Origin of the sequence: Nonomuraea sp. NPDC050540, from assembly GCF_044457485.1 — a bacterium.
Lineage (GTDB): Bacteria > Actinomycetota > Actinomycetes > Streptosporangiales > Streptosporangiaceae > Nonomuraea.
The window spans coordinates 30,560-50,502 of sequence record NZ_JBITHA010000003.1; the positions used below are offsets into that span (position 1 = coordinate 30,560).

22 protein-coding genes are annotated in these 19,943 nt (G+C 72.2%); 12 read left to right on the plus strand and 10 right to left on the minus strand.

What is annotated here, in order from left to right:
* Positions 1-11 precede the first annotated feature (11 nt).
* A complete protein-coding gene (locus ACIBI5_RS10485) occupies positions 12-785 on the plus strand; it encodes a putative hydro-lyase (protein ID WP_397245349.1) in 774 nt (257 codons plus the stop codon).
* Here ACIBI5_RS10485 and ACIBI5_RS10490 read toward each other — a convergent pair.
* Positions 748-2,919 (minus strand): excinuclease ABC subunit UvrA, encoded by a 2,172-nt coding sequence (locus tag ACIBI5_RS10490; protein WP_397245351.1) that lies wholly within the window; start codon positions 2,917-2,919, stop codon positions 748-750. The two genes, ACIBI5_RS10485 and ACIBI5_RS10490, sit on opposite strands and share 38 nt — an antisense overlap.
* A 48-nt stretch (positions 2,920-2,967) precedes the next feature.
* Here ACIBI5_RS10490 and ACIBI5_RS10495 point away from each other — a divergent pair, with 48 nt between their 5' ends.
* Positions 2,968-3,579, plus strand: a complete 612-nt coding sequence (locus tag ACIBI5_RS10495) for a TetR/AcrR family transcriptional regulator (protein WP_397245353.1) — start codon at positions 2,968-2,970, stop codon at positions 3,577-3,579.
* Here the strand turns inward: ACIBI5_RS10495 and ACIBI5_RS10500 are convergent.
* Complete coding sequence (locus ACIBI5_RS10500) at positions 3,521-4,117, minus strand: AAA family ATPase (RefSeq protein ID WP_397245355.1); 597 nt, start codon at positions 4,115-4,117, stop codon at positions 3,521-3,523. The two genes, ACIBI5_RS10495 and ACIBI5_RS10500, sit on opposite strands and share 59 nt — an antisense overlap.
* A gap of 85 nt (positions 4,118-4,202) precedes the next feature.
* Here ACIBI5_RS10500 and secY point away from each other — a divergent pair, with 85 nt between their 5' ends.
* On the plus strand, positions 4,203-5,468 hold the full coding sequence (gene secY / locus ACIBI5_RS10505; RefSeq protein ID WP_397245357.1) for a preprotein translocase subunit SecY: 1,266 nt from the start codon (positions 4,203-4,205) through the stop codon (positions 5,466-5,468).
* Here secY and ACIBI5_RS10510 read toward each other — a convergent pair.
* From ACIBI5_RS10510 to ACIBI5_RS10520, 3 genes are read right to left on the minus strand one after another with little or no spacing between them, the layout of a single operon-like run.
* The gene (locus ACIBI5_RS10510; protein ID WP_397245359.1) at positions 5,461-6,114 is read right to left on the minus strand and encodes a response regulator; all 654 of its coding nucleotides are present in this window, start codon (positions 6,112-6,114) and stop codon (positions 5,461-5,463) included. The two genes, secY and ACIBI5_RS10510, sit on opposite strands and share 8 nt — an antisense overlap.
* A gap of 13 nt (positions 6,115-6,127) precedes the next feature.
* Positions 6,128-7,021 carry a sensor histidine kinase gene (locus ACIBI5_RS10515; RefSeq protein ID WP_397245361.1) on the minus strand — a complete coding sequence of 298 codons (894 nt, stop codon included), beginning with the start codon at positions 7,019-7,021 and terminating at the stop codon, positions 6,128-6,130.
* Positions 7,022-7,041: 20 nt separating this feature from the next.
* Positions 7,042-7,947 carry a phosphotriesterase gene (locus ACIBI5_RS10520; RefSeq protein ID WP_397245363.1) on the minus strand — a complete coding sequence of 302 codons (906 nt, stop codon included), beginning with the start codon at positions 7,945-7,947 and terminating at the stop codon, positions 7,042-7,044.
* A 119-nt stretch (positions 7,948-8,066) separates the two neighbouring features.
* On the opposite strand from ACIBI5_RS10520, the gene ACIBI5_RS10525 reads away from it, so the two are divergent.
* Positions 8,067-8,501: a TIGR02611 family protein gene (locus ACIBI5_RS10525; protein WP_397245366.1), complete on the plus strand. Its 435-nt coding sequence runs from the start codon at positions 8,067-8,069 to the stop codon at positions 8,499-8,501.
* 53 nt (positions 8,502-8,554) lie between these two features.
* On the plus strand, positions 8,555-9,472 hold the full coding sequence (locus ACIBI5_RS10530; RefSeq protein WP_397245368.1) for a hypothetical protein: 918 nt from the start codon (positions 8,555-8,557) through the stop codon (positions 9,470-9,472).
* Between the two features lie 7 nt (positions 9,473-9,479).
* On the opposite strand, the gene ACIBI5_RS10535 is transcribed toward ACIBI5_RS10530, so the two are convergent.
* Positions 9,480-9,800, minus strand: coding sequence for a GroES family chaperonin (locus ACIBI5_RS10535; RefSeq protein WP_379625626.1), 321 nt, complete (start codon positions 9,798-9,800; stop codon positions 9,480-9,482).
* A 231-nt stretch (positions 9,801-10,031) separates the two neighbouring features.
* On the opposite strand from ACIBI5_RS10535, the gene ACIBI5_RS10540 reads away from it, so the two are divergent.
* Genes ACIBI5_RS10540 through ACIBI5_RS10550 form a run of 3 tightly spaced genes read left to right on the plus strand, consistent with a single transcriptional unit; the run spans position 10,032 to position 12,419 of the window.
* Positions 10,032-10,904, plus strand: coding sequence for an NAD-dependent epimerase/dehydratase family protein (locus tag ACIBI5_RS10540; RefSeq protein ID WP_397245370.1), 873 nt, complete (start codon positions 10,032-10,034; stop codon positions 10,902-10,904).
* A complete protein-coding gene (locus ACIBI5_RS10545; protein ID WP_397245372.1) occupies positions 10,901-11,851 on the plus strand; it encodes a spherulation-specific family 4 protein in 951 nt (316 codons plus the stop codon). The genes ACIBI5_RS10540 and ACIBI5_RS10545 overlap by 4 nt, the downstream gene beginning before the upstream one ends.
* Positions 11,852-11,855: 4 nt before the next feature.
* A complete protein-coding gene (locus ACIBI5_RS10550; protein ID WP_397245374.1) occupies positions 11,856-12,419 on the plus strand; it encodes a DUF1349 domain-containing protein in 564 nt (187 codons plus the stop codon).
* Between the two features lie 21 nt (positions 12,420-12,440).
* Here ACIBI5_RS10550 and ACIBI5_RS10555 read toward each other — a convergent pair whose 3' ends face one another.
* Positions 12,441-13,307, minus strand: a complete 867-nt coding sequence (locus tag ACIBI5_RS10555; RefSeq protein WP_397245376.1) for an endonuclease/exonuclease/phosphatase family protein — start codon at positions 13,305-13,307, stop codon at positions 12,441-12,443.
* Between the two features lie 87 nt (positions 13,308-13,394).
* Here ACIBI5_RS10555 and ACIBI5_RS10560 point away from each other — a divergent pair, with 87 nt between their 5' ends.
* Positions 13,395-14,648, plus strand: a complete 1,254-nt coding sequence (locus tag ACIBI5_RS10560; RefSeq protein WP_397245378.1) for an ArgE/DapE family deacylase — start codon at positions 13,395-13,397, stop codon at positions 14,646-14,648.
* 18 nt (positions 14,649-14,666) lie between these two features.
* Here the strand turns inward: ACIBI5_RS10560 and ACIBI5_RS10565 are convergent, their stop codons facing one another.
* Entirely contained in the window at positions 14,667-15,002 is a 336-nt protein-coding gene (locus ACIBI5_RS10565) for a rhodanese-like domain-containing protein (RefSeq protein WP_397245380.1), read from the minus strand.
* 36 nt (positions 15,003-15,038) lie between these two features.
* On the opposite strand from ACIBI5_RS10565, the gene ACIBI5_RS10570 reads away from it, so the two are divergent.
* Entirely contained in the window at positions 15,039-15,680 is a 642-nt protein-coding gene (locus ACIBI5_RS10570; RefSeq protein WP_397245382.1) for a TetR/AcrR family transcriptional regulator, read from the plus strand.
* Here ACIBI5_RS10570 and ACIBI5_RS10575 read toward each other — a convergent pair.
* Together ACIBI5_RS10575 and ACIBI5_RS10580 are read right to left on the minus strand one after the other, a co-directional pair.
* Entirely contained in the window at positions 15,664-18,063 is a 2,400-nt protein-coding gene (locus tag ACIBI5_RS10575) for a helicase-associated domain-containing protein (protein ID WP_397245383.1), read from the minus strand. The genes ACIBI5_RS10570 and ACIBI5_RS10575 overlap by 17 nt on opposite strands.
* Before the next feature lie 88 nt (positions 18,064-18,151).
* Positions 18,152-18,655, minus strand: a complete 504-nt coding sequence (locus ACIBI5_RS10580) for an ATP-binding protein (RefSeq protein WP_397245385.1) — start codon at positions 18,653-18,655, stop codon at positions 18,152-18,154.
* A 223-nt stretch (positions 18,656-18,878) separates the two neighbouring features.
* Here ACIBI5_RS10580 and ACIBI5_RS10585 point away from each other — a divergent pair, with 223 nt between their 5' ends.
* Both ACIBI5_RS10585 and ACIBI5_RS10590 read left to right on the plus strand, forming a co-directional pair.
* Positions 18,879-19,700: a helix-turn-helix transcriptional regulator gene (locus tag ACIBI5_RS10585; RefSeq protein WP_184970964.1), complete on the plus strand. Its 822-nt coding sequence runs from the start codon at positions 18,879-18,881 to the stop codon at positions 19,698-19,700.
* Entirely contained in the window at positions 19,701-19,937 is a 237-nt protein-coding gene (locus tag ACIBI5_RS10590; RefSeq protein WP_184970552.1) for a DUF397 domain-containing protein, read from the plus strand.
* Positions 19,938-19,943 lie beyond the last annotated feature (6 nt).

Below are 19,943 nucleotides of genomic sequence, written 5' to 3' on the forward strand. Positions count from 1 at the left end.
GGGGAGATGACATGCGGGAATCGGCGCTCGACCCGGCGCAGGCGCGGGCCAGGTTCAGGCAGGGGGAGCGGGCGCCCACGGCGGGCTGGTGCGCGGGCTGGACGCAGGCGAACCTCATCGCGCTGCCCGCCGCGTACGCCGCCGACTTCCGCCGGTTCGCCGAGCGCAACCCGAAGCCCTGCCCCATCCTGGACGCCGGTGAGCCCGGCGCCGCCGCCACCCGGTCGTTCCCCGGCGACCTGCGTACCGACCTGCCCGGCTACCGGGTCTACCGAGGCGGCCGCCCGGTCAAGGACGCCGCGGACGTGGTGGCCGACTGGCGTGAGGACCTGGTCGCCTTCCTGCTCGGCTGCAGCTTCACCTTCGAGGCGGCGCTCATGGCGGCGGGGGTCCCGGTCAGGCATGTGGAGCTGGGCGTGAACGTGCCGATGTACCGCACAGCGGTGGCCTGCGAGCCGGCCGGCGTCTTCGCGGGGCCGCTGGTCGTCTCGATGCGGCCCGTTCCCGAAGAGCTCGTGGACCTCGCGCGGGAGATCACCGGCCGCTACCCGGCGGTCCACGGCGCGCCGGTCCACGTGGGGGATCCGGCGGCCTTGGGTATCCAAGACCTGAAAAATCCGGACTTCGGGGATCGGGTGCCGGTGGGCCCGGGGGAGGTGCCGGTGTTCTGGGCGTGCGGGGTGACGCCTCAGCTCGCGATCGGCGCCGTGGACTTCGCCATCGGCCACCTCCCGGGGCACATGGCGATCATCGATGCCCGCGATGAGGATTTTCGAGTGACTTAGCGAGATATTTCGCCGTATGGGTGGAGGCGTCGGCCAGCTCGGCCGGCGTGCCCGTGAACACCACGCGGCCGCCGTGCTGGCCAGCCTCCGGCCCCATGTCGATCACCCAGTCGGCGTGCTTGACCACGTCCAGGTCGTGCTCGACCACGACCACCGTGTTGCCGCCGTCGACCAGCCGGTCCAGCAGCGTCAGCAGCGTGTCCACGTCGGCCATGTGCAGCCCGGTCGTCGGCTCGTCGAAGACGTACACGTTGCCGCTCTCGCGCAGCCGGTGGGCCAGCTTGAGCCGCTGCCGCTCGCCGCCCGACAGCGTGCTCAGCGGCTGCCCGACGGTCAGGTACCCGAGGCCGAGCTCGCTCAGCGCGCCGAACATGCCGAACACGCCGTCGGCCTCCTCCGCCGTCATGGCCAGCACGTCGGCGATCGTGCGGCCCTCGTAGCGGTAGGACAGGGCCGCCGGGTTGTAGCGGCTGCCGCCGCAGGCGTCGCAGACCGACGTGACCGGGTCCATGAAGGCGAGGTCGGTCTTGATCACGCCCTTGCCCTCGCAGGCCGGGCAGGCGCCCAGCGCGTTGAAGCTGAACCAGCCGGGCTCCACGCCGTTGGCCGTGGCGAAGAGTTTGCGGATGGAGTCCATGGCGTTGAGGTAGGTGGCGGGCGTGGAGCGGATCGAGCCGCCGATCTGCGACTGGTCGATCGCGATGCCGTCGGCGAAGGCCATGAGCGTGCTCTTGCCCGATCCGGCCACGCCGGTGACCGCCGTCAGCACGCCCAGCGGGACGCGTACCGAGACGTCGTGGAGGTTGTGGCGGGAGGCGCCCGCGATCGTCATCCAGTCCGACGGCGCGCGCACCTCCGGCTTGAGCCCGGTGGTGCGGCGCAGCATGCGGCCGGTGAGCGTCTTCGCGGCGCGCAGGCCCGCCACGCCGCCCTCGTAGACGACCTCGCCGCCGGACGCGCCGGCGCGCGGGCCCATGTCCACCACGTGGTCGGCCAACTCGATGATGTCGCGGTCGTGCTCGACCACGATCACCGTGTTGCCGCTGTCGCGCAGTTCCAGCAGCAGCTCCCCGAGCAGGTGCACGTCGCGCGGGTGCAGGCCGACGCTCGGCTCGTCGAAGATGTAGGTGAGCCCGCTCAGCGAGCTGCCCAGGTGGCGCACGGTCTTCAGCCGCTGCGCCTCGCCACCGCTCAGCGTGCTGGTCTGCCGGTCGAGGCTGAGGTAGCCGAGGCCGACCGCCTCGATGCGGCGCAGCGCCGCCACGGCAGGGCCCGCGACCGGGTTGCCGAGGCCCTCCAGCACGACGATCAGGTCGGCGACCTCCATCGCGGCGTAGTCGGCGATGTTGTGCGCGCCGATGCGCGAGGCCAGCGCGGCCCGGTTGAGCCGGGCGCCGCCGCAGGTCCGGCACGGGCCCTCGGCCAGCATCCTCTTCGCCGACACCAGCTCCTTGTCGCGCTTGAGGTAGAGGCGGTCGAAGCGGTCGGCCACTCCCTCGTAGGTGCCGCGCTCCATCTTGAAGCTCTCGCCGTGGAGCAGCTGGCGCGTCTCCTCGGGCGTGAACGCGCCGACCGGCTTGTCCATGTCGAACAGGCCGGACTGCTCATACAGCTTCCAGGTCCACGACCCCACCGACCACAGCCGCAGCGCGCCCTCGTTGAGCGACAGGGTCTTGTCGATGGCCAGGTCCAGGTCGAGCTGGACGGTCTTGCCCAGGCCGTCGCACTCGGGGCACATGCCCTGCGGGTCGTTGAAGGAGTAGGCGCTCGCCGGGCCGGCGGACGGCCGGCCGTACCGGGAGAAGAGCACGCGCAGGATGGGGTGGATCTCCGTCATGGTGCCGACGGTCGAGCGCGCGTTGCCGCCGACGGGCTTCTGGTCGACGACGACGGCGGGCGTCAGGTGGGCCAGCCGTTCGGCGCGCGGCCGTTCGAACTTGGGCAGCCGGTTGCGGATGAACGCGTTGTAGGTCGCGTTCATCTGCCGCTGCGACTCGGTGGCGATCGTGCCGAACACCACCGACGACTTGCCCGAGCCCGACACGCCGGTGAAGACGGTCAGGCGCTCCTTGGGCAGGCTCAGCGAGATGTCCTTGAGGTTGTTCTGCTTCAGTCCGGCCAGAATGATGTCCACGGGCACTCCTCATAGCTTTAGCTACTACCTATAGCTTATGCTATGGCTGTGACAGATCGCCGAGCCCGCCGCCGGACGGAGACCCAGGAGGAGATCCTGCGGATCTCCCTGGAGGTGATGGCCGCCGACGGCGTGGCCGCGCTGAGCATGACCACCGTCGCCCGGCGGCTCGGCATCCAGCCGCCCTCGCTGTACAAGTACTTCCCGTCGCGGGCCGCGGTCTACGACGCGCTCTTCGAGCGCGGCCAGAAGGGCTACCTCGACGCCGTACGGCAGGCCGCCGAAGGCCTGGAACCGGGCCTGGCCGCCATGGGCGCCTCCCTGGAGGCCGGAGCCCGCTGGATCATGGCCAACCAGATCCTCGCCCAGCTCCTGTTCTGGCGCCCGGTGCCCGGGTTCACCCCTTCGGAGCAGGCCTACGCCCCGGCCCTCGCCATCCGCGGGCACTTCGCCACCCTGATCGAGGGCGCGGTCGCCCGCGGCGAGGTCGCCCCGGAGGCCGCGGAGGAGGAGGGCCTCGCCCTGGCCGCGAGCCTGATCGCCGGAGTCGTCTCCCAGCAGCTCGCCAACCAGCCCGGAGCCTCCTACGACGACGGCGTCTTCATGCGCCTGGTCCCGCGCCTGCCCCAGGTGTTCGCGGGGGCATACCCGCCGCGGTGAGCTGGTCGCCGACGCCGCGCGCGCCCCGCCGGTTGTCGATCTCCAGGTGCGCTACGGCCGGCGGCTCGTCCACCCTGATCGCCGCCAGGTAGTCCTCGAACGCGCCCAGCTTGCCCGCGTCCCGCTCAAGCCCCCGCGCCACCAGCCGCTCGCGCAGCGTCGGCCCGTCGGAGCGCACCCACACCAGCCGCGCCGGGCCGCCGCCGAGCTCCTCCACCCAGCGCGCCCACAGCTCGGCCGAGTGCACCTGCGAGGTGAACGGGCCGTCCAGCATCACCGGGCAGCCGTGGCTCCTGATCGTGCGGGCCAGCCCGGTCAGGCCGCCGTACTCGTGCCGCTTGACGTGCTCGTCGTACCAGGGGCCTTCGCGCTCGCCGGGCGGCCGGCCGTACGCCCGGAGGGTCTCGGTGACGAAGCCGCCGTAGACGGTGTCCTTGTCCAGCAGCGCCGGGACCGGCGTCAGTCGGGCAAGCAGCGCGGCGGCGACGGTGGACTTGCCCGCGCCCGGCGGACCGCTGATCACCCAGACAGGAACCACGAGGTCAGAGCCTACGCGGATTTGCGTACCCGACAGCCTCCTGCCGTCGGACGCCCTTCGCGCGGCGCGTGGCCAGACTCGGCGCATGCTCACCCTGTTCGTGCGCGCGTTCCGCATCGCGGATCTGCGCCGGAAGCTGCTGTTCACGCTCGGCCTCATCGTCCTGTTCCGGCTGGGCCAGATCCTGCCCTCGCCGGGCGTGGACGTGGTCGCCGTGCAGCGGTGCCTCGGCAGCGTCAAAGGCGGGCTGGCCGAGATGGTGCAGCTGTTCAGCGGCGGGGCGATGCTGAAGCTGTCGGTGTTCGCGCTCGGTGTCATGCCGTACATCACGGCCAGCATCATCATGCAGCTCATGGCGGTGCTCATCCCGCGGCTGGACGCGCTGCGCAAGGAGGGCAAACAGCAGAAGATCACCCAGTACACCCGCTACCTCACGGTCGCGCTGGCCGTGCTCAACGCCACCACCGTGGTGGCGCTGGCCAGGAGCGGGCAGCTGTTCCCCGGCTGCCAGGAGCCGGTGCTGCGCGACGACGGCCTGCTCAGCATCGCCGTGCTGGTCAGCGTCATGGTCGCGGGCACCTGCGCGGTCATGTGGCTGGGCGAGCTGATCACCGACCGGGGGATCGGCAACGGCATGTCGATCCTGATGTTCACGCAGGTCGTCGCGGTCTTCCCGTCCTACATGTCGACGATCTTCACGATGAACGGCTTCGCCGCCGTCGTCATCCTCGTCTCCGGCGTCTTCCTGGTGGCGGCGGTCGTCTTCATGGAGCAGGCGCAGCGGCGCGTCCCCGTGCAGTACGCCAAGCGCATGGTCGGCCGCAGAACCTACGGCGGCACCAGCACCTACATCCCGCTGAAGGTCAACCAGGCGGGCATCGTGCCGGTCATCTTCACCTCCTCGCTGCTCTACATCCCGACGCTCTTCGCCGGCCAGGTGCCGTGGCTGGCGCCGTACCTCGAAGGCGACCATCCGCTCTACATGGCCGGATACTTCGCGCTCATCGTGGCCTTCGCCTACTTCTACGTGTCGATCACCTTCAACGCCGTCGAGGTGGCCGACAACATGCGGCGCTTCGGGGGCTTCGTCCCCGGCATCCGCCCAGGCAAGCCGACCGCCGGATACCTGTCGTACGTGCTGTCGCGGCTCACCGCGCCCGGCGCCGTCTACCTCGGCGTGCTCGCCCTGCTGCCGCTGGTCGCCTTCGCGCTGCTGCGCGACCCGTCCACGCAGCAGAACTTCCCCTTCGGCGGCGCCAGCGTGCTCATCATGGTCGGCGTCGGCCTCGACACCGTGAAGCAGATCGAGGCCCAGCTGCAGCAGCGCACCTACGAGGGGCTGCTCAGGTAGGCAGGACCAGGCCCGCCCGCATCGCGAACACCACCAGCTGGGCGCGGTCGCGGGCGTGCAGCTTCACCATCGCCCGGCTCACGTGGGTGCGGACCGTGTCCGGGCTGATCACCAGCTCCCCGGCGATCTCCTCGTTCGAGCGCCCGGTCGCCACCCACGCCACCAGCTCCCGCTCGCGCGGGGTCAGCGTCTCCACGCCCGCGACCGGCTCGGCGCCCGCGTGGCGGCCGAACAGGCCGATGACCTTGCGCGTGATGGACGGCGACAGCAGCGCCTCGCCCGCCGCCACCACCCGGATCGCGCCGACCAGCTCGTCGGGGGCGCTGTCCTTCAGCACGAAGCCGCTCGCGCCCGCCTGCAGGGCGGCGAAGACGTACTCGTCGACCGCGAACGTGGTCACCACCACGATCCGCGTGCCGCTCAGGCCCGGGTCGGCGGCGATGGCCCTGAGCGTCTCGACGCCGTCCATCCCGGGCATGCGGATGTCCAGCAGCAGCACGTCGGGGCGGGTGTCGCGCAGCAGCCTGAGCGCCTGAGCGCCGTCGGCGGCCTCGCCCACGCACTCCAGGTCGCCCTCGCGCTCGATCAGCGCCCGCAGCCCCATCCGCACGACCGCCTGGTCGTCGGCCACGGCGACCCTGATCACGCGCCGCCTCTGTTCACGCGGTGTCGCCGGTGCGCGGGAAGCGGGCGATCACCCGGAAGCCGCCGCCCTCACGCGGACCCGCGGTGAACTGCCCGCCCGCGGACCGCACCCGCGCGCGCATCCCGGTCAGCCCGCGGCCCTCCGCCGCGCCCGACCAGCCCGCGCCCCGGTCGGCCACCTCCACCACGTACACCCCCGGGTCCGCCGACAGCCGCACCAGCGCCCGGGTCGGGCCCGCGTGGCGCAGCACGTTCGTCAGCGACTCCCGCACCACCTTGTAGACGGCGCCGCTCAGGTCGGCGGGCACCTTCGGCTCGGCGGGCTCGACGTCCACCGGCAGCCCGGCCGCCCGCACGCCGTCGATCAGCCCCGGCAGGTCGCCCTCGGCCTCGATGCCGTCCAGCGCGGCGCGCAGGTGGGCCAGCGCCTGGGTGCTGGTCTCCTTGATGGCCAGCAGCGAGGCGCGTGCCTGCTCGGGGTTCTCGTCGAGGGTGACCAGGGCCAGCCCCGCCTGCATGGCGATCGCCGCGAGGCCGTGGCCCGCCGCGTCGTGCACCTCTCCGGCGATCCTGGCCCGCTCCATCGCAACCGCGTCGCGCCGCGCCGCCATGCCCCACGTCTTGTACGGCCCTGCCTGGCGGACCGTTTCGGCCGGCCGTACCGGATCGTCGGCAGGAGCGGCCTCGTGCCCCTCCACGCCCGGAGCACGCACCTCGGGCGGAGTGCGGATCTCGGCGGCGACACGGGCGGGATCGTGGGGGACGGTCTGGGCGGCGGCCTCCGCGGCGGCGGCCTGCGCCTGTGCGAGGCCGCTGAAGGACCAGGGGACGGCCAGCCAGCCCGCCCACGCCAGCACGACGACCGCGGGCAGGTCGCTCAGCTTGGACAGGCGGGGGAGCTTGCTCACCCCACGATCCTAACCAGTCCTCAGCCGGTCCCGGTGAGCCAGCGCAGCGGGTTGGTGTGCGTGAGGAGGCGGCGCGTCTCGTCGGGCACGCCCGCCTCGCACAGCCGGGGCAGCAGCGCGTGGAACAGGTGCGCGTAGCCGGGACCCTCGTAGCGCTGGAGCTGGGCCACGCGGCTCATGCCGGAGCCGAGCAGGATCCGCTCGGCGTGGCCGTCCTCGATGAGGCCGAGCACGAGGCGCGCGGCCTGCTCGGGGCCCTGGGCGAGGGAGGACAGGCCGACGTACGCGCCCGCCTCGGCGATCTTGCGGGCGGCGCCCAGGTCGGTGCCGGTGTAGCCGACGCTGACACGCTGCGCGGGCAGGCCCTGGCCGAGCATGATCTCCAGGACGCCGGTGGGGTCCTGGCCGTGGGTGGCGACCGGCAGGCGCGAGGACTGCGAGGCGCGGGCGGCGGCGACCAGGCAGCGCTCCTCGACCGCGGTCGGCTCCTCGCCCCAGCAGCCGACGGCGCCGATGACGCCGGGGAAGACGCCGGTGCCGTCGAGACCGGAGGTGATCTCGCTCATCAGCCGGCCGGTCAGCTCCTCGACGCTCGCGTCGCGGGCGTCGGCGAACGGCTCGGCGTACAGGCCGGTGGCGGCGACGACCGGGACCCGGCTGCCGGCGGCGATCCTGGCCAGGGAGGCGGCGTCGCGGCCCATGCCCATGCAGGTGAGCTCGACCACGAGGCCGAGCCCGTCCTGCTGGCGCAGCGAGCGCAGTTCCTCGGTGACGGGACGCTCCTCGTCGAGCCAGCGGTGCGGGTCGGAGTCGACGCCGACCGCCCAGCGCATGTCGTTGCGCAGGTGCTCATGGGGGAGAACGGCACCGGTGATCGCGGCCGCGCGTATGGGGCCGGTGACGGTGCGAAGCATGACCTCGGGCATGCCAGACATTAACCGATATTTGCCGCTCAATGCCTGTTTTGGGGCGAAGATCTACCTGCAAGGAAAATGAAAGCGGCACCGGTATCGTGGTTCGCACACCGAACAGTCGCGGGGGGATCGTGCCTATCCAGAACTCCGAGACCGGCGACGCCGACAAGCTCAAGGACGAGGCGGCGCGCAGGTCCGGCATACACGGGTGGCTGGACGGAGTCAGGTCGACCCGCTCCGGCGCGCTCACGCTGAAGATCGTCATCGGGGTCATCGGATCCGTCATGGTCATCGGCGGCCTCATCATGGTGCCCTTCCCCGGGCCGGGCTGGCTGGTCGTCTTCGCCGGCCTCGCGGTGCTGGCCACCGAGTTCCACTGGGCGCACAAGGTGCTGGAGTTCGGCAAGCGCACGCTGCACGCCTGGACCCAGTGGTACAAGCGCCAGGGCTGGACGGTCCGCATCGTGGTCGCCGTCGTGACCGTCGCCGCCGCCGGCGTGATCGTCTACTTCGGCCTCAGGACCCTCGGCGTCGACCTCCTGCAGATGGCCAAGGACTACCTCTAGACCCGTTCGGCATCACGCGGGACTTCGTCCCCAGGAGTGTCTAATCTGCGGGCGTGCTCGTCAAAAGCGTCCTCGCGGTGATCGCGCTGCTCGCCCCTGCGGGCGTGGCCGCCAACGTGCCCCTGCCCGGCACGGGCGTGACCGTCCAGGAGCAGGCCAGCGATCCGGTACGCCTCAGCTCCTACGGGTTCGGCACCAAGCGCACCTACCTGAGGGCGCTGACCGGCGACACCTTCGTCCGGCAGAAGGGCTTCTCCGAGGCCGCGCTCTCACCCGACGGCCGCCGAGTCGCCGCGGTGCCCGACGCCTACCGCTCCGGCTGGGACTCGGTGGTCGTCACCGACCGGGTCGCCGGCAAGCCCGCCCGCGTCCGCACGGTCAGGAAGCCGCTCACCGCCTCCTACGCCTCGTGGTCGCGCGACGGCACCAAGGTCGTGCTGACCGTGGAGAAGAAGGTGGGCGGCAAGTGGCGCACGACCGGGTTCACCGTCGTCGACGCGCTCGCCTCCACCGCCCGCACGGTCACGGTGACCGGCACCGCGGCCCGCGCGGGCTTCTGGTGGACGCCCGACGGCAACCTCATCGCCGAGTACGGCAAGGGCCTGCGCGTCTACAACCCGGCCGACGGCAAGGTGGTGCGGACGTTCCCCTCGATCGGGCTGCCGACCGGCCCCGAGGACGCCTTCTCACCGTCGGGCAGGCAGCTGGCCATGTGGTGCCCGTCGTCGTTCACCGAGCAGCTGTGCGTCGTCGACCCCGCCAGCGGGAAGATCGTCCGGCGGGTGCGGGCCGAGCCCGAGGCGCTGTTCGGGTGGTGGGACGAGGGCCACGTGATCGCGGTCACGGCGTGGCAGGGCGCGTACCGGCTGGTGGTCCTGGATCTGACGGGCAAGACCAAGCGCGTGCTCGCCGGGGTCCCGGCCAAGACGTGGCGCGGGGGACTCTGGCTGCACTTCGTACGCGATCAGTGAGGCGTGCCTACAGGTAGAGGCCGGTGCCGTGGTCGGTCTCGGTGGTGGCCACGGCGTGCAGGTCGCGCTCGCGCATGACCAGGTAGGTCTGGGCGTGCAGTTCGACCTCGAACTGCTCCTCCGGGTTGAGCAGGACCTTGTCGCCGACCTTGACCGTGCGCGCGCTCGCGCCCACGCCGCAGACCTGGCCCCAGGACAGCCGGTTGGCGAGCTTGACCGTCGCCGGGATGACGATCCCCGCTCCGCTGCGCCGCTCTTCGGCCTCGCGCTCCAGCCGGATCAGCACCCGGTCGTGGAGCATCTGGATCTCGAACTTCGGTTCTGCCACATGCGCAGTTTACGTCCATCGGGAACCTCGGCCCGCCCGCATGCCCCGGATGGCCGGGCGCTCCGGCCGGGGGACGTTCGACGCGTCAGGCCTTTCGCGCGAAATTTGCGGAAATGTCGGTTGATGGTGTTAGCGCAGGTCAGAGCGTTGTTTGCGGGAACATCCGGCGGGCCTTCTCGGGGCTCGGCTATAACTTGCTCAGCCGCGGTGTCAAGGGGGGCACGTGGCTGTATGTTCGGCGCCGCCGGCTTCATCGGCCGGCACGTACGGGCCGCGCTGGGGGAGCGGAACGTCGTCGCCGTCCCGCGCGGCCGCATCGATCTGGCAGCCTCCGGGCACGCCGAGCTCACGGGGCTCATGTACGAGATCGCCCCCGACGTCGTGATCAACTGCGCCGGGGCCACCGGCGGCGACCCCGCCACCCTGGCCAAGGACAACGTCGTCGCCGTCGCCCGCCTGCTGGCCACGCTCGCCGTCGCCGCCCCGCGGGCCAAGTACGTTCAGGTGGGCAGCGGTGCCGAGTACGGCCGGGTGCCCATGGGCCCGCCCATCTCCGAGGACGACGCCTGCGACCCCCTCGGCGCCTACGGCCTGGCCAAGCTGGCCGGGACCGAACTCGTCCGCGCGGCGGCCGCCGACGGCCTCGACGCCTCGGTCCTGCGCGTCTTCAACGTCATCGGACCGGGCGCGCCGCCCGGCTCGCTGCCCACCCGGCTCGCCCTCGCCCTGCGCGGCGGCGGCGACCTGGTCGCCGGCGGGCAGGACGTCTACCGCGACTTCGTGGACGTACGCGACGTCGCCGAGGCGGTGGCGATGGCCGCCAGGGCCGACGGGCCGCTGCCCCCGGTGCTCAACATCGGCAGCGGGCGCGCCACCCCGGTGCACGACCTGGTCTCCACCCTCGTGGAGGTCGCCAGGCCCGGCGCGCGCGTGCTGTCCGGCGGGCAGGGATCGCCCGCCGTTCCGTGGCAGTGCGCCGACATCACCCGCGCGGCCGACTCCCTGGGCTGGCGGCCGCGCACGACGCTGCGCGACTCGCTCCAGGCCCTGTGGTCGGCCCTGAACGCGCCGGCCCGGCCGGTGGAGAGTGGCACGACACCATGAGCGGGAACGCGGCACGGGACTGGACACCGGGCGACCCGGCACACGGCCACCAGAGGCCCGCGACACCGATGACCCCCGGCGGCCCGGACGCGCACGTGCTGCCGGACGCGCATGTGAAGCCCGGCGTGCACGTGAAGCCGGGCGTGCACCCGACACCGGGTGTGCACGCGACGCCGTGGTCTCACGCGCGCGGGCCGGTCGAGATCCGGCCGGAGCCTCAGGCCGGGTCCGGCGTGAGGAGAAGCACGCCGGTTCTGGGGAGAGGTGGCGGACGGGTGCGCGAGCAGGAGGAGGTGCGCTTGCTGGAGGTCGGGGAGGCACTGGTCGGGGCCTGTGTGCCGGCCTACTTCAACCCTGGGGAGGCGGCGGACACGTGGCGGCGGCTGCTGGCCGTACCGCCGAGGCTGGTGGTGCTCGACCTCGGTGAGGAGCGCGAGGCCGCCTACGCGCCGATCGTGGCCAGGCTCGTCGCGGCGGGCAGCGAGGTGCTGGCGCGGGTGGACACCGACTTCGGGCTGCGCGCCGCCGCCGACGTCCGCGCCGACCTGCGCAGAATCAGGTCCTGGTACGGCCTGCGCGGCGTCTTCCTCGACCAGGTCGCCGCCGACGCCGACCGCCTGGAGCACTACCGCGAGATCGTCGACGGCGTCCGCGGCACGATCGTCCTCAACCCGGGCGTCTACCCCGACCCCGGCTACGCGGCGCTGGCGGACGTCCTGGTGACGTTCGAGGGCCCGCTGGCCGCCTACCGCGCGATCAGGGAGCCCGCCTGGGCGAGGGCGCTGGCGCGGGGCCGCTTCTGTCACCTGATCCACGGGGTGGGCGAACGCGTCCGCGTGGCGACGTTGCGGAAGGCGGCCAGGCTGGCGGGAACGGTCCACCTCAGCGACGGCCCCGGTTGGACAGACCTGCCCGCTTACTACGGTCGGAGGATCGTGGCAGGATAAATCCATGATCATGGCCTTCGGCGCCACGGGCTGGCAGTGGCTGAACCCTCCCCGGGAGTGGACCGCCGACGACGGCCTGACCCTGTTCTGCGACGGCGGCACGGATCTGTGGCGGCGCACCCGCTACGGCTACACCTTCGACAACGCCCATGTGTTCGGCCGCACCCAGAGCGGCGACCTGCGGCTGTCGGTGACGTTCACCGGCGAGTACGCCGAGCAGCACGACCAGGCCGGCGCCGTCCTGCGGATCGACGAGACGACCTGGATCAAGGCGGGGGTGGAGTTCACCGACGGCGCGTTCTGCCTGGCCACGGTGGTGACCCGCGACTACTCCGACGCCTCGATGCTCCCGTTGCACGAGAGCCCGGACGGGGTCACCTTCGAGCTGGACCGGGTGGGCGACGCGGTCAGCATCCGGTACGGCCTGGCCGGCGAACCTCCCGAGCACCTGTTACGCGTGGCCTACTTCCCGCCCGAGGCCCCGGTCCTGGCCGGCGCGATGGCCGCCGCCCCGGTGGGCAAGGGCTTCCCGCTCCGCTTCACCGACGTCCGCGTCGCCGCGGCCTGACCGGCTGCGCGTCGCCACGGGTCACGGGAGCCTGAGGCCGGCGAAGACGGGCCGGTGGTCGGTGCCGGGCAGGTCGTGGATGCCGAACTCCGTCACCGCGATCTCCCGCGAGGCCAGGATGTGGTCGATCTGCACTCCCGGCAGGAACGTCCACCCCACCACCGGCCACGTGTGCGTGAACCCCTGCCCGGTCACGTCGGCCGCGTCGCGGTAGCCGGAGGTGAGCAGGGCGCGCATGGGCGGATGGTCGAGGGTGGCGTTGAAGTCGCCGGCCAGCACCCGCAGCCCGCCTCCGGCCCGCGGCAGCGCGTCGAGGCCCTGGCGCCAGCAGGTGACCCGGCCGTCGTACCGGGGCGCGCACGGATGCACCGACACCACCTCGACCGGAACGCCCGACACGGTCAGCGCCGCCCGGGTCTGCCGGAAGTTCCCGTGCGCGATCATCGGCAGCTCGGTCACCGGATACCGGGCGTACACGGCCGACCCGCTCGCCCCCGGCGCGGAGCGGTCCACCCGGTACGGCAGCAGCCGGCTCAGCCCCAGCGCTTCGATCCGCTCGCGGGAGCGTGCCGTGAACTCCTGCAGCGTCAGCACGTCGGGACGCAGCCGCCGTACCAGCGCGACGAGGGCCTCGGGCTCGGCCTGGCCGACGCGGAGGTTGACCGACAGCACCCGCAACCGCGCGCCCGCGGCGGGCGGGTTGGCCTCGGGCAGCTGACGGGGCAGCACGCTCCCGGCGAGGGCCAGGCAGGTCACCGCGGCCACTCCGGCCGCCGCCCACCGTCGTCGCGCGGCGGCCAGCGCCAGCGGCACGACCGACGCGATCGCCACGTACGGGGTGAACGCCACCAGCGGCACCCACGGCCAGGCGGGTACCACTCCGGCCACTCGCAACACCGCCCACCCCGCGAAGGGAATCACCAGAATCCACATCACATGGCTTTATTGCCGGACAAGCCGGATACGGTTCACCGTATGCGTGATGTGGAAGCCCGCGTCCTGGACGCCATCGACGACGCGGACACCGTGAACCTGCTGGCCGAGGCGGTCAGGATCCCGAGCGTCACCGGCACCGACGCCGAGTCCGACCTGCAGCACCGCTTCGCCCGCCTGCTCACCGAAGCGGACATGGACGTCGACGTCTGGAAGCTCGATCTGGACGACCTGCGCGCTCGCGACGGCTTCCCCGGCACCGAGGCACCGCGCGCCGAGGGCTACGGCGTCGTGGGCACCACCTCGGGCGAGGGCCCGCCCGCGCTGATCCTGCAGGGTCACGCGGACGTCGTCCCCACGGGCGACCTGGCCAAGTGGGCGGGCAGCGACCCCTTCGCCGCCCGCATCACCGGCGACACCCTGCACGGCCGCGGCGCCTGCGACATGAAGGCGGGCGTGGCCGTCAACCTGGCCGTGGTCCGCGCGCTCCACCGCTCGGGGGTACGGCTGGCCAGGCCGCTGGCCGTCCACTGCGTGGTCAGCGAGGAGGACGGCGGCCTGGGCGCCTTCGCCACCCTGGCCAGGGGCCACACCGGCGAGGCCGCGGTGATCACCGAGCCGACCAGCGGCGCGGTGATCACGGCCAACGCCGGCGCGCTCACCTTCCGGCTGGAACTCGCCGGTCGCGCCGCCCACGGGGCCACCCGGTACGAGGGGGTCAGCGCGATCGAGGTGTTCTGGCCGGTGTTCCAGGCGATCCGGCGCCTGGAGGCCGAGCGGAACCGGAACCTGCCGGTCATCTTCGACGGCAACCGCATGCCGTACCCGATCGAGGTCGGGACGGTGCGGGCCGGCGACTGGGCCAGCAGCGTGCCGGACCTGCTGGTGGCCGAGGGACGGATGGGCGTGCGGCTGGACGAGGATCCGGCCGAGGCGCGCGAGGCGTTCGAGGAGGCGGTGCTGGGCGCGGCCGACCCGTGGCTGCGGGCCAACCCGCCCGTCGTCACCTGGCCCGGCGGGCAGTTCGCCAGCGGGCGGCTGCCGGCGGGCCACCCGCTGACGGCCGAGGTCTCCTCCGCCGTGGCCGCCGTGCGCGGGGCCGGGCCCGCGGAGACGGCGGCGCCGTACGGGAGCGATCTGCGCCTGTACAACGGCGGCGGGATCCCCTCGCTCCACTACGGGCCGGGCGACGTGGCCTTCGCGCACGCGCCGAGGGAGCAGGTCGAGCTGGCCGAGGTGCGCGAGGTGACGCGCGCCCTGGCCCTGCTCACCCTGCGCCGCTGCGGCGCGCTCTGAATCAGGCGTGCCTTCGCGTCAGGCGAGCACCCCGGACTCGACCGGGAGCCCGGCCTCGACCCAGTCCTGGATGCCCTCGCGGTACTTGCGGACGTTGGTGTAGCCGAGCGCTTCCAGCCGGTTGGCGACGGCCTGGCTGTTGGGGCAGGCCGGGTTGGAGCAGTAGGTGACGATCGCGGCGTCGCGGTCGGGCAGCAGCCCGGCCGCGCGCTCGTTCACCTCGGCCTCGACCAGCGCGATCGCGCCGGGCAGGTGCTGCTGCTCGTAGTACTGCCCGCCCAGCGCGTCGAGCACGGTCACGGTGCCGTCCTCGATCGCGGTCTTGAGCTCCTCGCGGGAAATGAGCGCGGTCATTGCGACCTCCAGAGTAAATGGACTACAGTCCGTTTTGTGGATGGCTCGAAAACTAGCGGACCGCAGTCCGCTTCGTCAAGTGAGACGCTGGAGATCCTGCGTACGCGCCCGGTCGCGGAACGCGCCGACGCGGCCAGGAACAGGGAGAAGGTCCTCAAGGCCGCGGCCCGCCTGTTCGCGGAGAAGGGCGTCGAGGCGGTCTCCATGGACACGATCGCCGCGGAGGCGGGCGTGGGAAAGGGCACGTTGTTCCGCCGGTTCGGCGACAAGTCCGGCCTGGCCGTGGCGCTGCTCGACCGGCGGGAGCAGGAGTTGCAGGAGCGCATCCTGTCGGGCCCGCCGCCCCTGGGTCCCGGCGCGCCCGCCGCCGAGCGCCTGGCCGCCTTCACCGCCGCCTACCTGGACTACCTGTTCGCCCACCTCGACCTGGTGCGCATGTCGGAGACCGCCAGCCCCGGCGCCCGCTACCGCATCGGCGCCTACCGCTTCTGGCACCGCCACGTCGTCATCCTGCTGGCCGAGGCCCGACCCGGCGCCGACGCCGAGGCCCTATCCCACCTCATGCTCGCCGCCGTCGGCGGCGAACTGGCCCACGTGCTCAAGCAGGAGTACGGCGAGGCCCGCGCCCGCCAGGCGGCCCTGGAACTGGCCGGATCCCTGGCTAGTACGTCGCCCTGACCTCGACGATCTCGGCCAGCGGGAACTCCAGGTAGTCGCCGGCCTCCTCGCACCACGCGTCGAGCGCGCTGCCGCGCAGTTCTCCGTGGCTGATCGTGGCGGTCAGCCCGTCGGTGAGCGTGATCCCGGCCCGCACCCCGCGGTCGACCACGAAGCCGAGCAGCGACTGCTGCGCGGTGGGCAGCCGCGAGGCCATCCGGCCGATGACCGCCCACGTCCGCCCGGCCTGGCCGGTCTGCGAGGAGGAGGCGACCAGCCGCCTGGCGTGCTCGTGGGGGTCGGGCCCCGGCTCGGGGATGAGGTGGGCCGGGTCGTCCATCTCCGACAGCTCGGCGACCTGGCCGCCGGGCAGCAGGATGAGCTTGCCGCCCTGGCGCTCCTCGACGCGGGTGCGCCGGATGGCGATCTCGCCGGTGTCGGCCACCGGCACGGGGGAGTAGCCGTGCTCGCGCAGCACGGCCAGGGTGCGCTCGGCCGGCTCCGAGCTGACCAGCACGGTGGGCGCGAGCAGCCGCAGCCCCAGCCTGGCCAGGCGGCGGTGGCCGGCGATCTCGGCCAGCAGCGCCGGGTCGCCGGCCTGCACGATGCAGCCGACCGAGGTCACCGTCACCTCGCCGTGGCGTCTGGCCACGTCGCGGACCATGTACTCCAGCGGCTGCGGGATGGAGCCCACGCCGCTCAGCTCCTCCAGCAGTTCGTCGGCCTCGTAGCCGTCGTCGAGCGCGCGGCGCACGCTCTCGGTGGTGAAGCGCCACACCGAGGCGGCGCCCCTGGACTCCCGTTCGGCGACCCTGTCGAGCAGCGCGGCCAGCTCCGAGGAGGGCGGGCCGGTCACCACCGCGGTGAGGTCGGGGCCGAACAGCGCGCTCCTGCGCACGCTGGCCAGGGCCCGCGTGGACGCGCCGACCAGCACCGGATCGTGCTCCACCAGCGGGACGGAGTCGTCGTTCTCGTCCCCGGCCTGGGCGGCCAGGCCGGCCAGGGCCCGGCCGAGGTCGGTCAGGCCGTCGTTGGCCAGCAGGCCGAGCAGCCGCGCCTCGTCGATCACCCCGGCCGCGCACTCGGCCAGCAGCGCCTGGTCGAGCAGGGGCGCGTGCCAGTGCACGTTGCGCACCAGGCTGCCCCGGTCGGCGAACGCGGTGCCGGAGGGCAGGTGGGCCAGGCCGGTCAGCACGGCCCTGCGTACCCTCGCCACGGAGGAGCCGGACTGGTCGTCGCCGAGCACCGTGCCGTACTTGCCGTCGATCTTGCGCAGCGACGAGCGTTCCATCCGCCACCAGGCCGACAGCAGCACCCGCAGCCGGGCCGAGCCCTCGTCGAGGCGCCAGCGGTCGAAGCGGTCGGTGGGGACCATGCCGCCCAGCTGCTCGTCCCAGGCCAGCAGCCTGGAGACCGCGCAGACCTCCAGCAGCAGCCGGGTCTCGTCCTCGTCGCAGCCGGTCTCCTTGGCCACCCTGCGCACCTCGCGTACGCCGACGCCGCCGGTCTTCAGCAGCGGCAGCGGCGTCTTGGAGGTGTTGTCGAGGATGGCGGCGCAGCGCTCGACCACGTGGGGGGCGGCCAGCGTCATCAGGTGGTCGACCTCGGCGGGGTCGATCGGGATGGTGGCAACTTCCGGCGGGTGCGGGGTGAAGGGCGGGTGGTAGTCGGGGCCGCGCAGGCACAGGGCCACCTCGCGGGGCATCTCGGCCAGGTCCCAGCGGGGGCGGTAGAGCAGGCCGTGGTCGGCGGCCCACTTCTCCGGGGTGCCGGGCAGCACGAAGCGGCCGCCCTCGACGCCGCGGACGGGGCCGTCCCAGGCGAAGGACTCCAGCAGCTGCCTGGTGCCCTCGGGGGCGTTGGCCAGCATGGCCTCCATGCGGGCCGGGTCGGCCAGGACCTCGGTGGCCCGCACGATCGTGCGGCGCTTGTTGCCGTGGGGCGGCACGCCCAGGCTGCGGGCCATGGCGCGCAGCGCGTCGTTGCTGATCGTCCAGGAGTTGAGGTAGTGGTCGAGCGGCTCGCCCAGGCCGAGCGGGGCGGCCCACCAGCGCGAGACCGCCTCCGACAGGTGGATGACGCCCTCGCCGTCGGGCCAGGCCAGCGCGTGGTCGTAGAGGCAGTCGAGCCAGGGGGTGGTCTCCTCGACGGGGGCGCCGAGCAGCGCGGAGACGGTGCTGGGCGTGGGCGCGTGGACCACCAGGCAGGCCTGGGCGAGTTCGAGGCAGGGCAGGGGCAGGCCGCGCATCGACTCCATGACGGCGAAGCCGTTGCCGAGTCGCTGCGCCAGCAGGTCGAGGCGGCGCGGCCATGGGGGAGCGATGGCGTCGGGCCGGTTGGCCAGGACGCGGCCGAGCCTGTCTTCGTCGAGTGTTCGCAGCCAGCCGAGCAGGTGATCATCCATCTGTCAGCACTCTCATGGGGGTCGCGCGGGACTCACCGTGAGCCATGACCAACCACGGTAGTGCAGATGACCCGCCGGGATGGGGCTGTCAGGACAGGACTGCCCAGACGATCTTCCCGTGCGGGGCCAGGGCGGACCATCCCCAGCGCATGCTGAGCGAGTCGACGATGTGCAGGCCCAGGCCGCCGGCGTCGAGGGGACCCGGGTAGCGCAGGACCGGGACCGACGAGCCCGGGTCGGTGAACGCGCAGGTGACCAGGGGGCCGCGCCGTACCAGGGACATGTGGACGGGGCGCCTGTGGTGGGGCTCGTTGAGCCGCAGGCCGTGGCGCAGGGCGTTGGTCGCCAGCTCGGAGACGACCAGCTCCATGTTCTCGGCCAGTTCCGGCAGGCTCCAGCCGCTCAGCGTGCCGGAGGTGAAGACGCGGGCGGAGTGCACGGAGGGTGCGGCGGGCGGGAGTACGAAGGTGGCGCTCGCGTGGGGACCGGACACCAGCAGATCACGCGCCGCCTCCGGCCACCAGCCGACCGGGGGCCACCAGTCGAACGTGGTCCATTGGCCGTGCGCCAAGGTGGATTGCACGTTGATCATTCTGGGGCAAACTATCGTGCAGGTGCAAGAGCGAATGCACGTGCAGAAGCACGCGCTGCGCGCTACGGTTGGCCATCAAATGGTCAATCGGCGGGAAAGGGGATCTTGTCCGCGGCCCATGATCTTTCGGCCGTGAAGTGACAGACTGTGTGACAAGGAATCGACCAAGGAGCAGCACGTGTCCATCGATCCGCCGGGTTCAGCTTCGACAGTTCGGCGCATCATGCTCGGGGCGAGCCTGAGGCGCCTGCGCGAGGATTGCGGACTTGACCGCGGCCAGGCCGGCTTCCACATCCGGGCGTCCGAGTCCAAGATCAGCCGGATGGAGCTCGGCCGCGTCGGGTTCAAGACACGTGACGTTGAAGACCTGCTCACGCTGTACGGCGTCAGCGACGACGCCGAGCGGCGAGCGCTGCTGGAGATGGTCCGCGAGGCCAACACCCCGGGATGGTGGCACAAGTACTCCTCCGTCCTGCCCGGTTGGTTCACCACATATGTGGGGCTGGAGGAGGCCGCGAGCGTGATCCGCACCTACGAGGTGCAGCACGTGCCCGGTCTGCTGCAGACGGCCAACTACGCGCGGTCCGTCTACCGGCTCGGCAACCCCGATGCAACCTCCGAAGAGATAGAAAGCCGCGTGCATCTGCGCTTACAGCGGCAGGAGCGCTTCACCCAGAAGGACGGCCCGCGTCTGTGGGCGGTCATCGACGAAGCGACGCTCATGAGGACCATCGGCGGGAGAGACATCATGGCCGAGCAGCTCCAGCACCTGCTGGAGGTCGCCGCCCTCCCCAACATCACCATTCAGGTGATGCCCTTCAGGTACGGCATGCACGCCGCTGAAGGTGGCGCGTTCAGCATCTTGCGGTTTCCCGAGTCCGATTTGTCGGACGTCGTATACGTCGAACAGCTCTGGGGTGCCCTGTACCTCGACAAGCGTGAGGACGTCGACCCGTACCTCACCGCTATGGAGCAGTTGTGCGTGGAGAGCACCACGCCAGGGGGCACCGTGGAGCTCATCGGCGGTCTTCTCAGAAAGATCTAGATGAAGCACACGTATAACGGCATGCCCGCGGCCGACCTCAAGCAGGTGGCCTGGCGCAAGAGCCGCTACAGCAACTCGCAGGGCAACTGCGTGGAGCTCGCCGAGCTCCCCGACGGGGGTATCGCCATGCGCAACTCGCGTTTCCCCGACGGGCCGGCCCTGATCTACACCCGCGATGAGATCCGGGCGCTCATGCTCGGGGTGAAGGACGGAGAGTTCGACGGCCTCCTGGTTTAACGTCAT

Coding starts and splice junctions, on each gene's coding strand:
- ACIBI5_RS10550 (WP_397245374.1), top strand. CDS start 11,856: ATGATCATGGCCTTCGGCGCCACGGGCTGGCAGTGGCTGAACCCTCCC.
- ACIBI5_RS10540 (WP_397245370.1), top strand. CDS start 10,032: ATGTTCGGCGCCGCCGGCTTCATCGGCCGGCACGTACGGGCCGCGCTG.
- ACIBI5_RS10485 (WP_397245349.1), top strand. CDS start 12: ATGCGGGAATCGGCGCTCGACCCGGCGCAGGCGCGGGCCAGGTTCAGG.
- ACIBI5_RS10590 (WP_184970552.1), top strand. CDS start 19,701: ATGAAGCACACGTATAACGGCATGCCCGCGGCCGACCTCAAGCAGGTG.
- ACIBI5_RS10565 (WP_397245380.1), bottom strand. CDS start 15,002: ATGACCGCGCTCATTTCCCGCGAGGAGCTCAAGACCGCGATCGAGGAC.
- ACIBI5_RS10545 (WP_397245372.1), top strand. CDS start 10,901: ATGAGCGGGAACGCGGCACGGGACTGGACACCGGGCGACCCGGCACAC.
- ACIBI5_RS10520 (WP_397245363.1), bottom strand. CDS start 7,947: ATGCCCGAGGTCATGCTTCGCACCGTCACCGGCCCCATACGCGCGGCC.
- ACIBI5_RS10575 (WP_397245383.1), bottom strand. CDS start 18,063: ATGGATGATCACCTGCTCGGCTGGCTGCGAACACTCGACGAAGACAGG.
- ACIBI5_RS10560 (WP_397245378.1), top strand. CDS start 13,395: ATGCGTGATGTGGAAGCCCGCGTCCTGGACGCCATCGACGACGCGGAC.
- secY (WP_397245357.1), top strand. CDS start 4,203: ATGCTCACCCTGTTCGTGCGCGCGTTCCGCATCGCGGATCTGCGCCGG.
- ACIBI5_RS10580 (WP_397245385.1), bottom strand. CDS start 18,655: ATGATCAACGTGCAATCCACCTTGGCGCACGGCCAATGGACCACGTTC.
- ACIBI5_RS10585 (WP_184970964.1), top strand. CDS start 18,879: ATGCTCGGGGCGAGCCTGAGGCGCCTGCGCGAGGATTGCGGACTTGAC.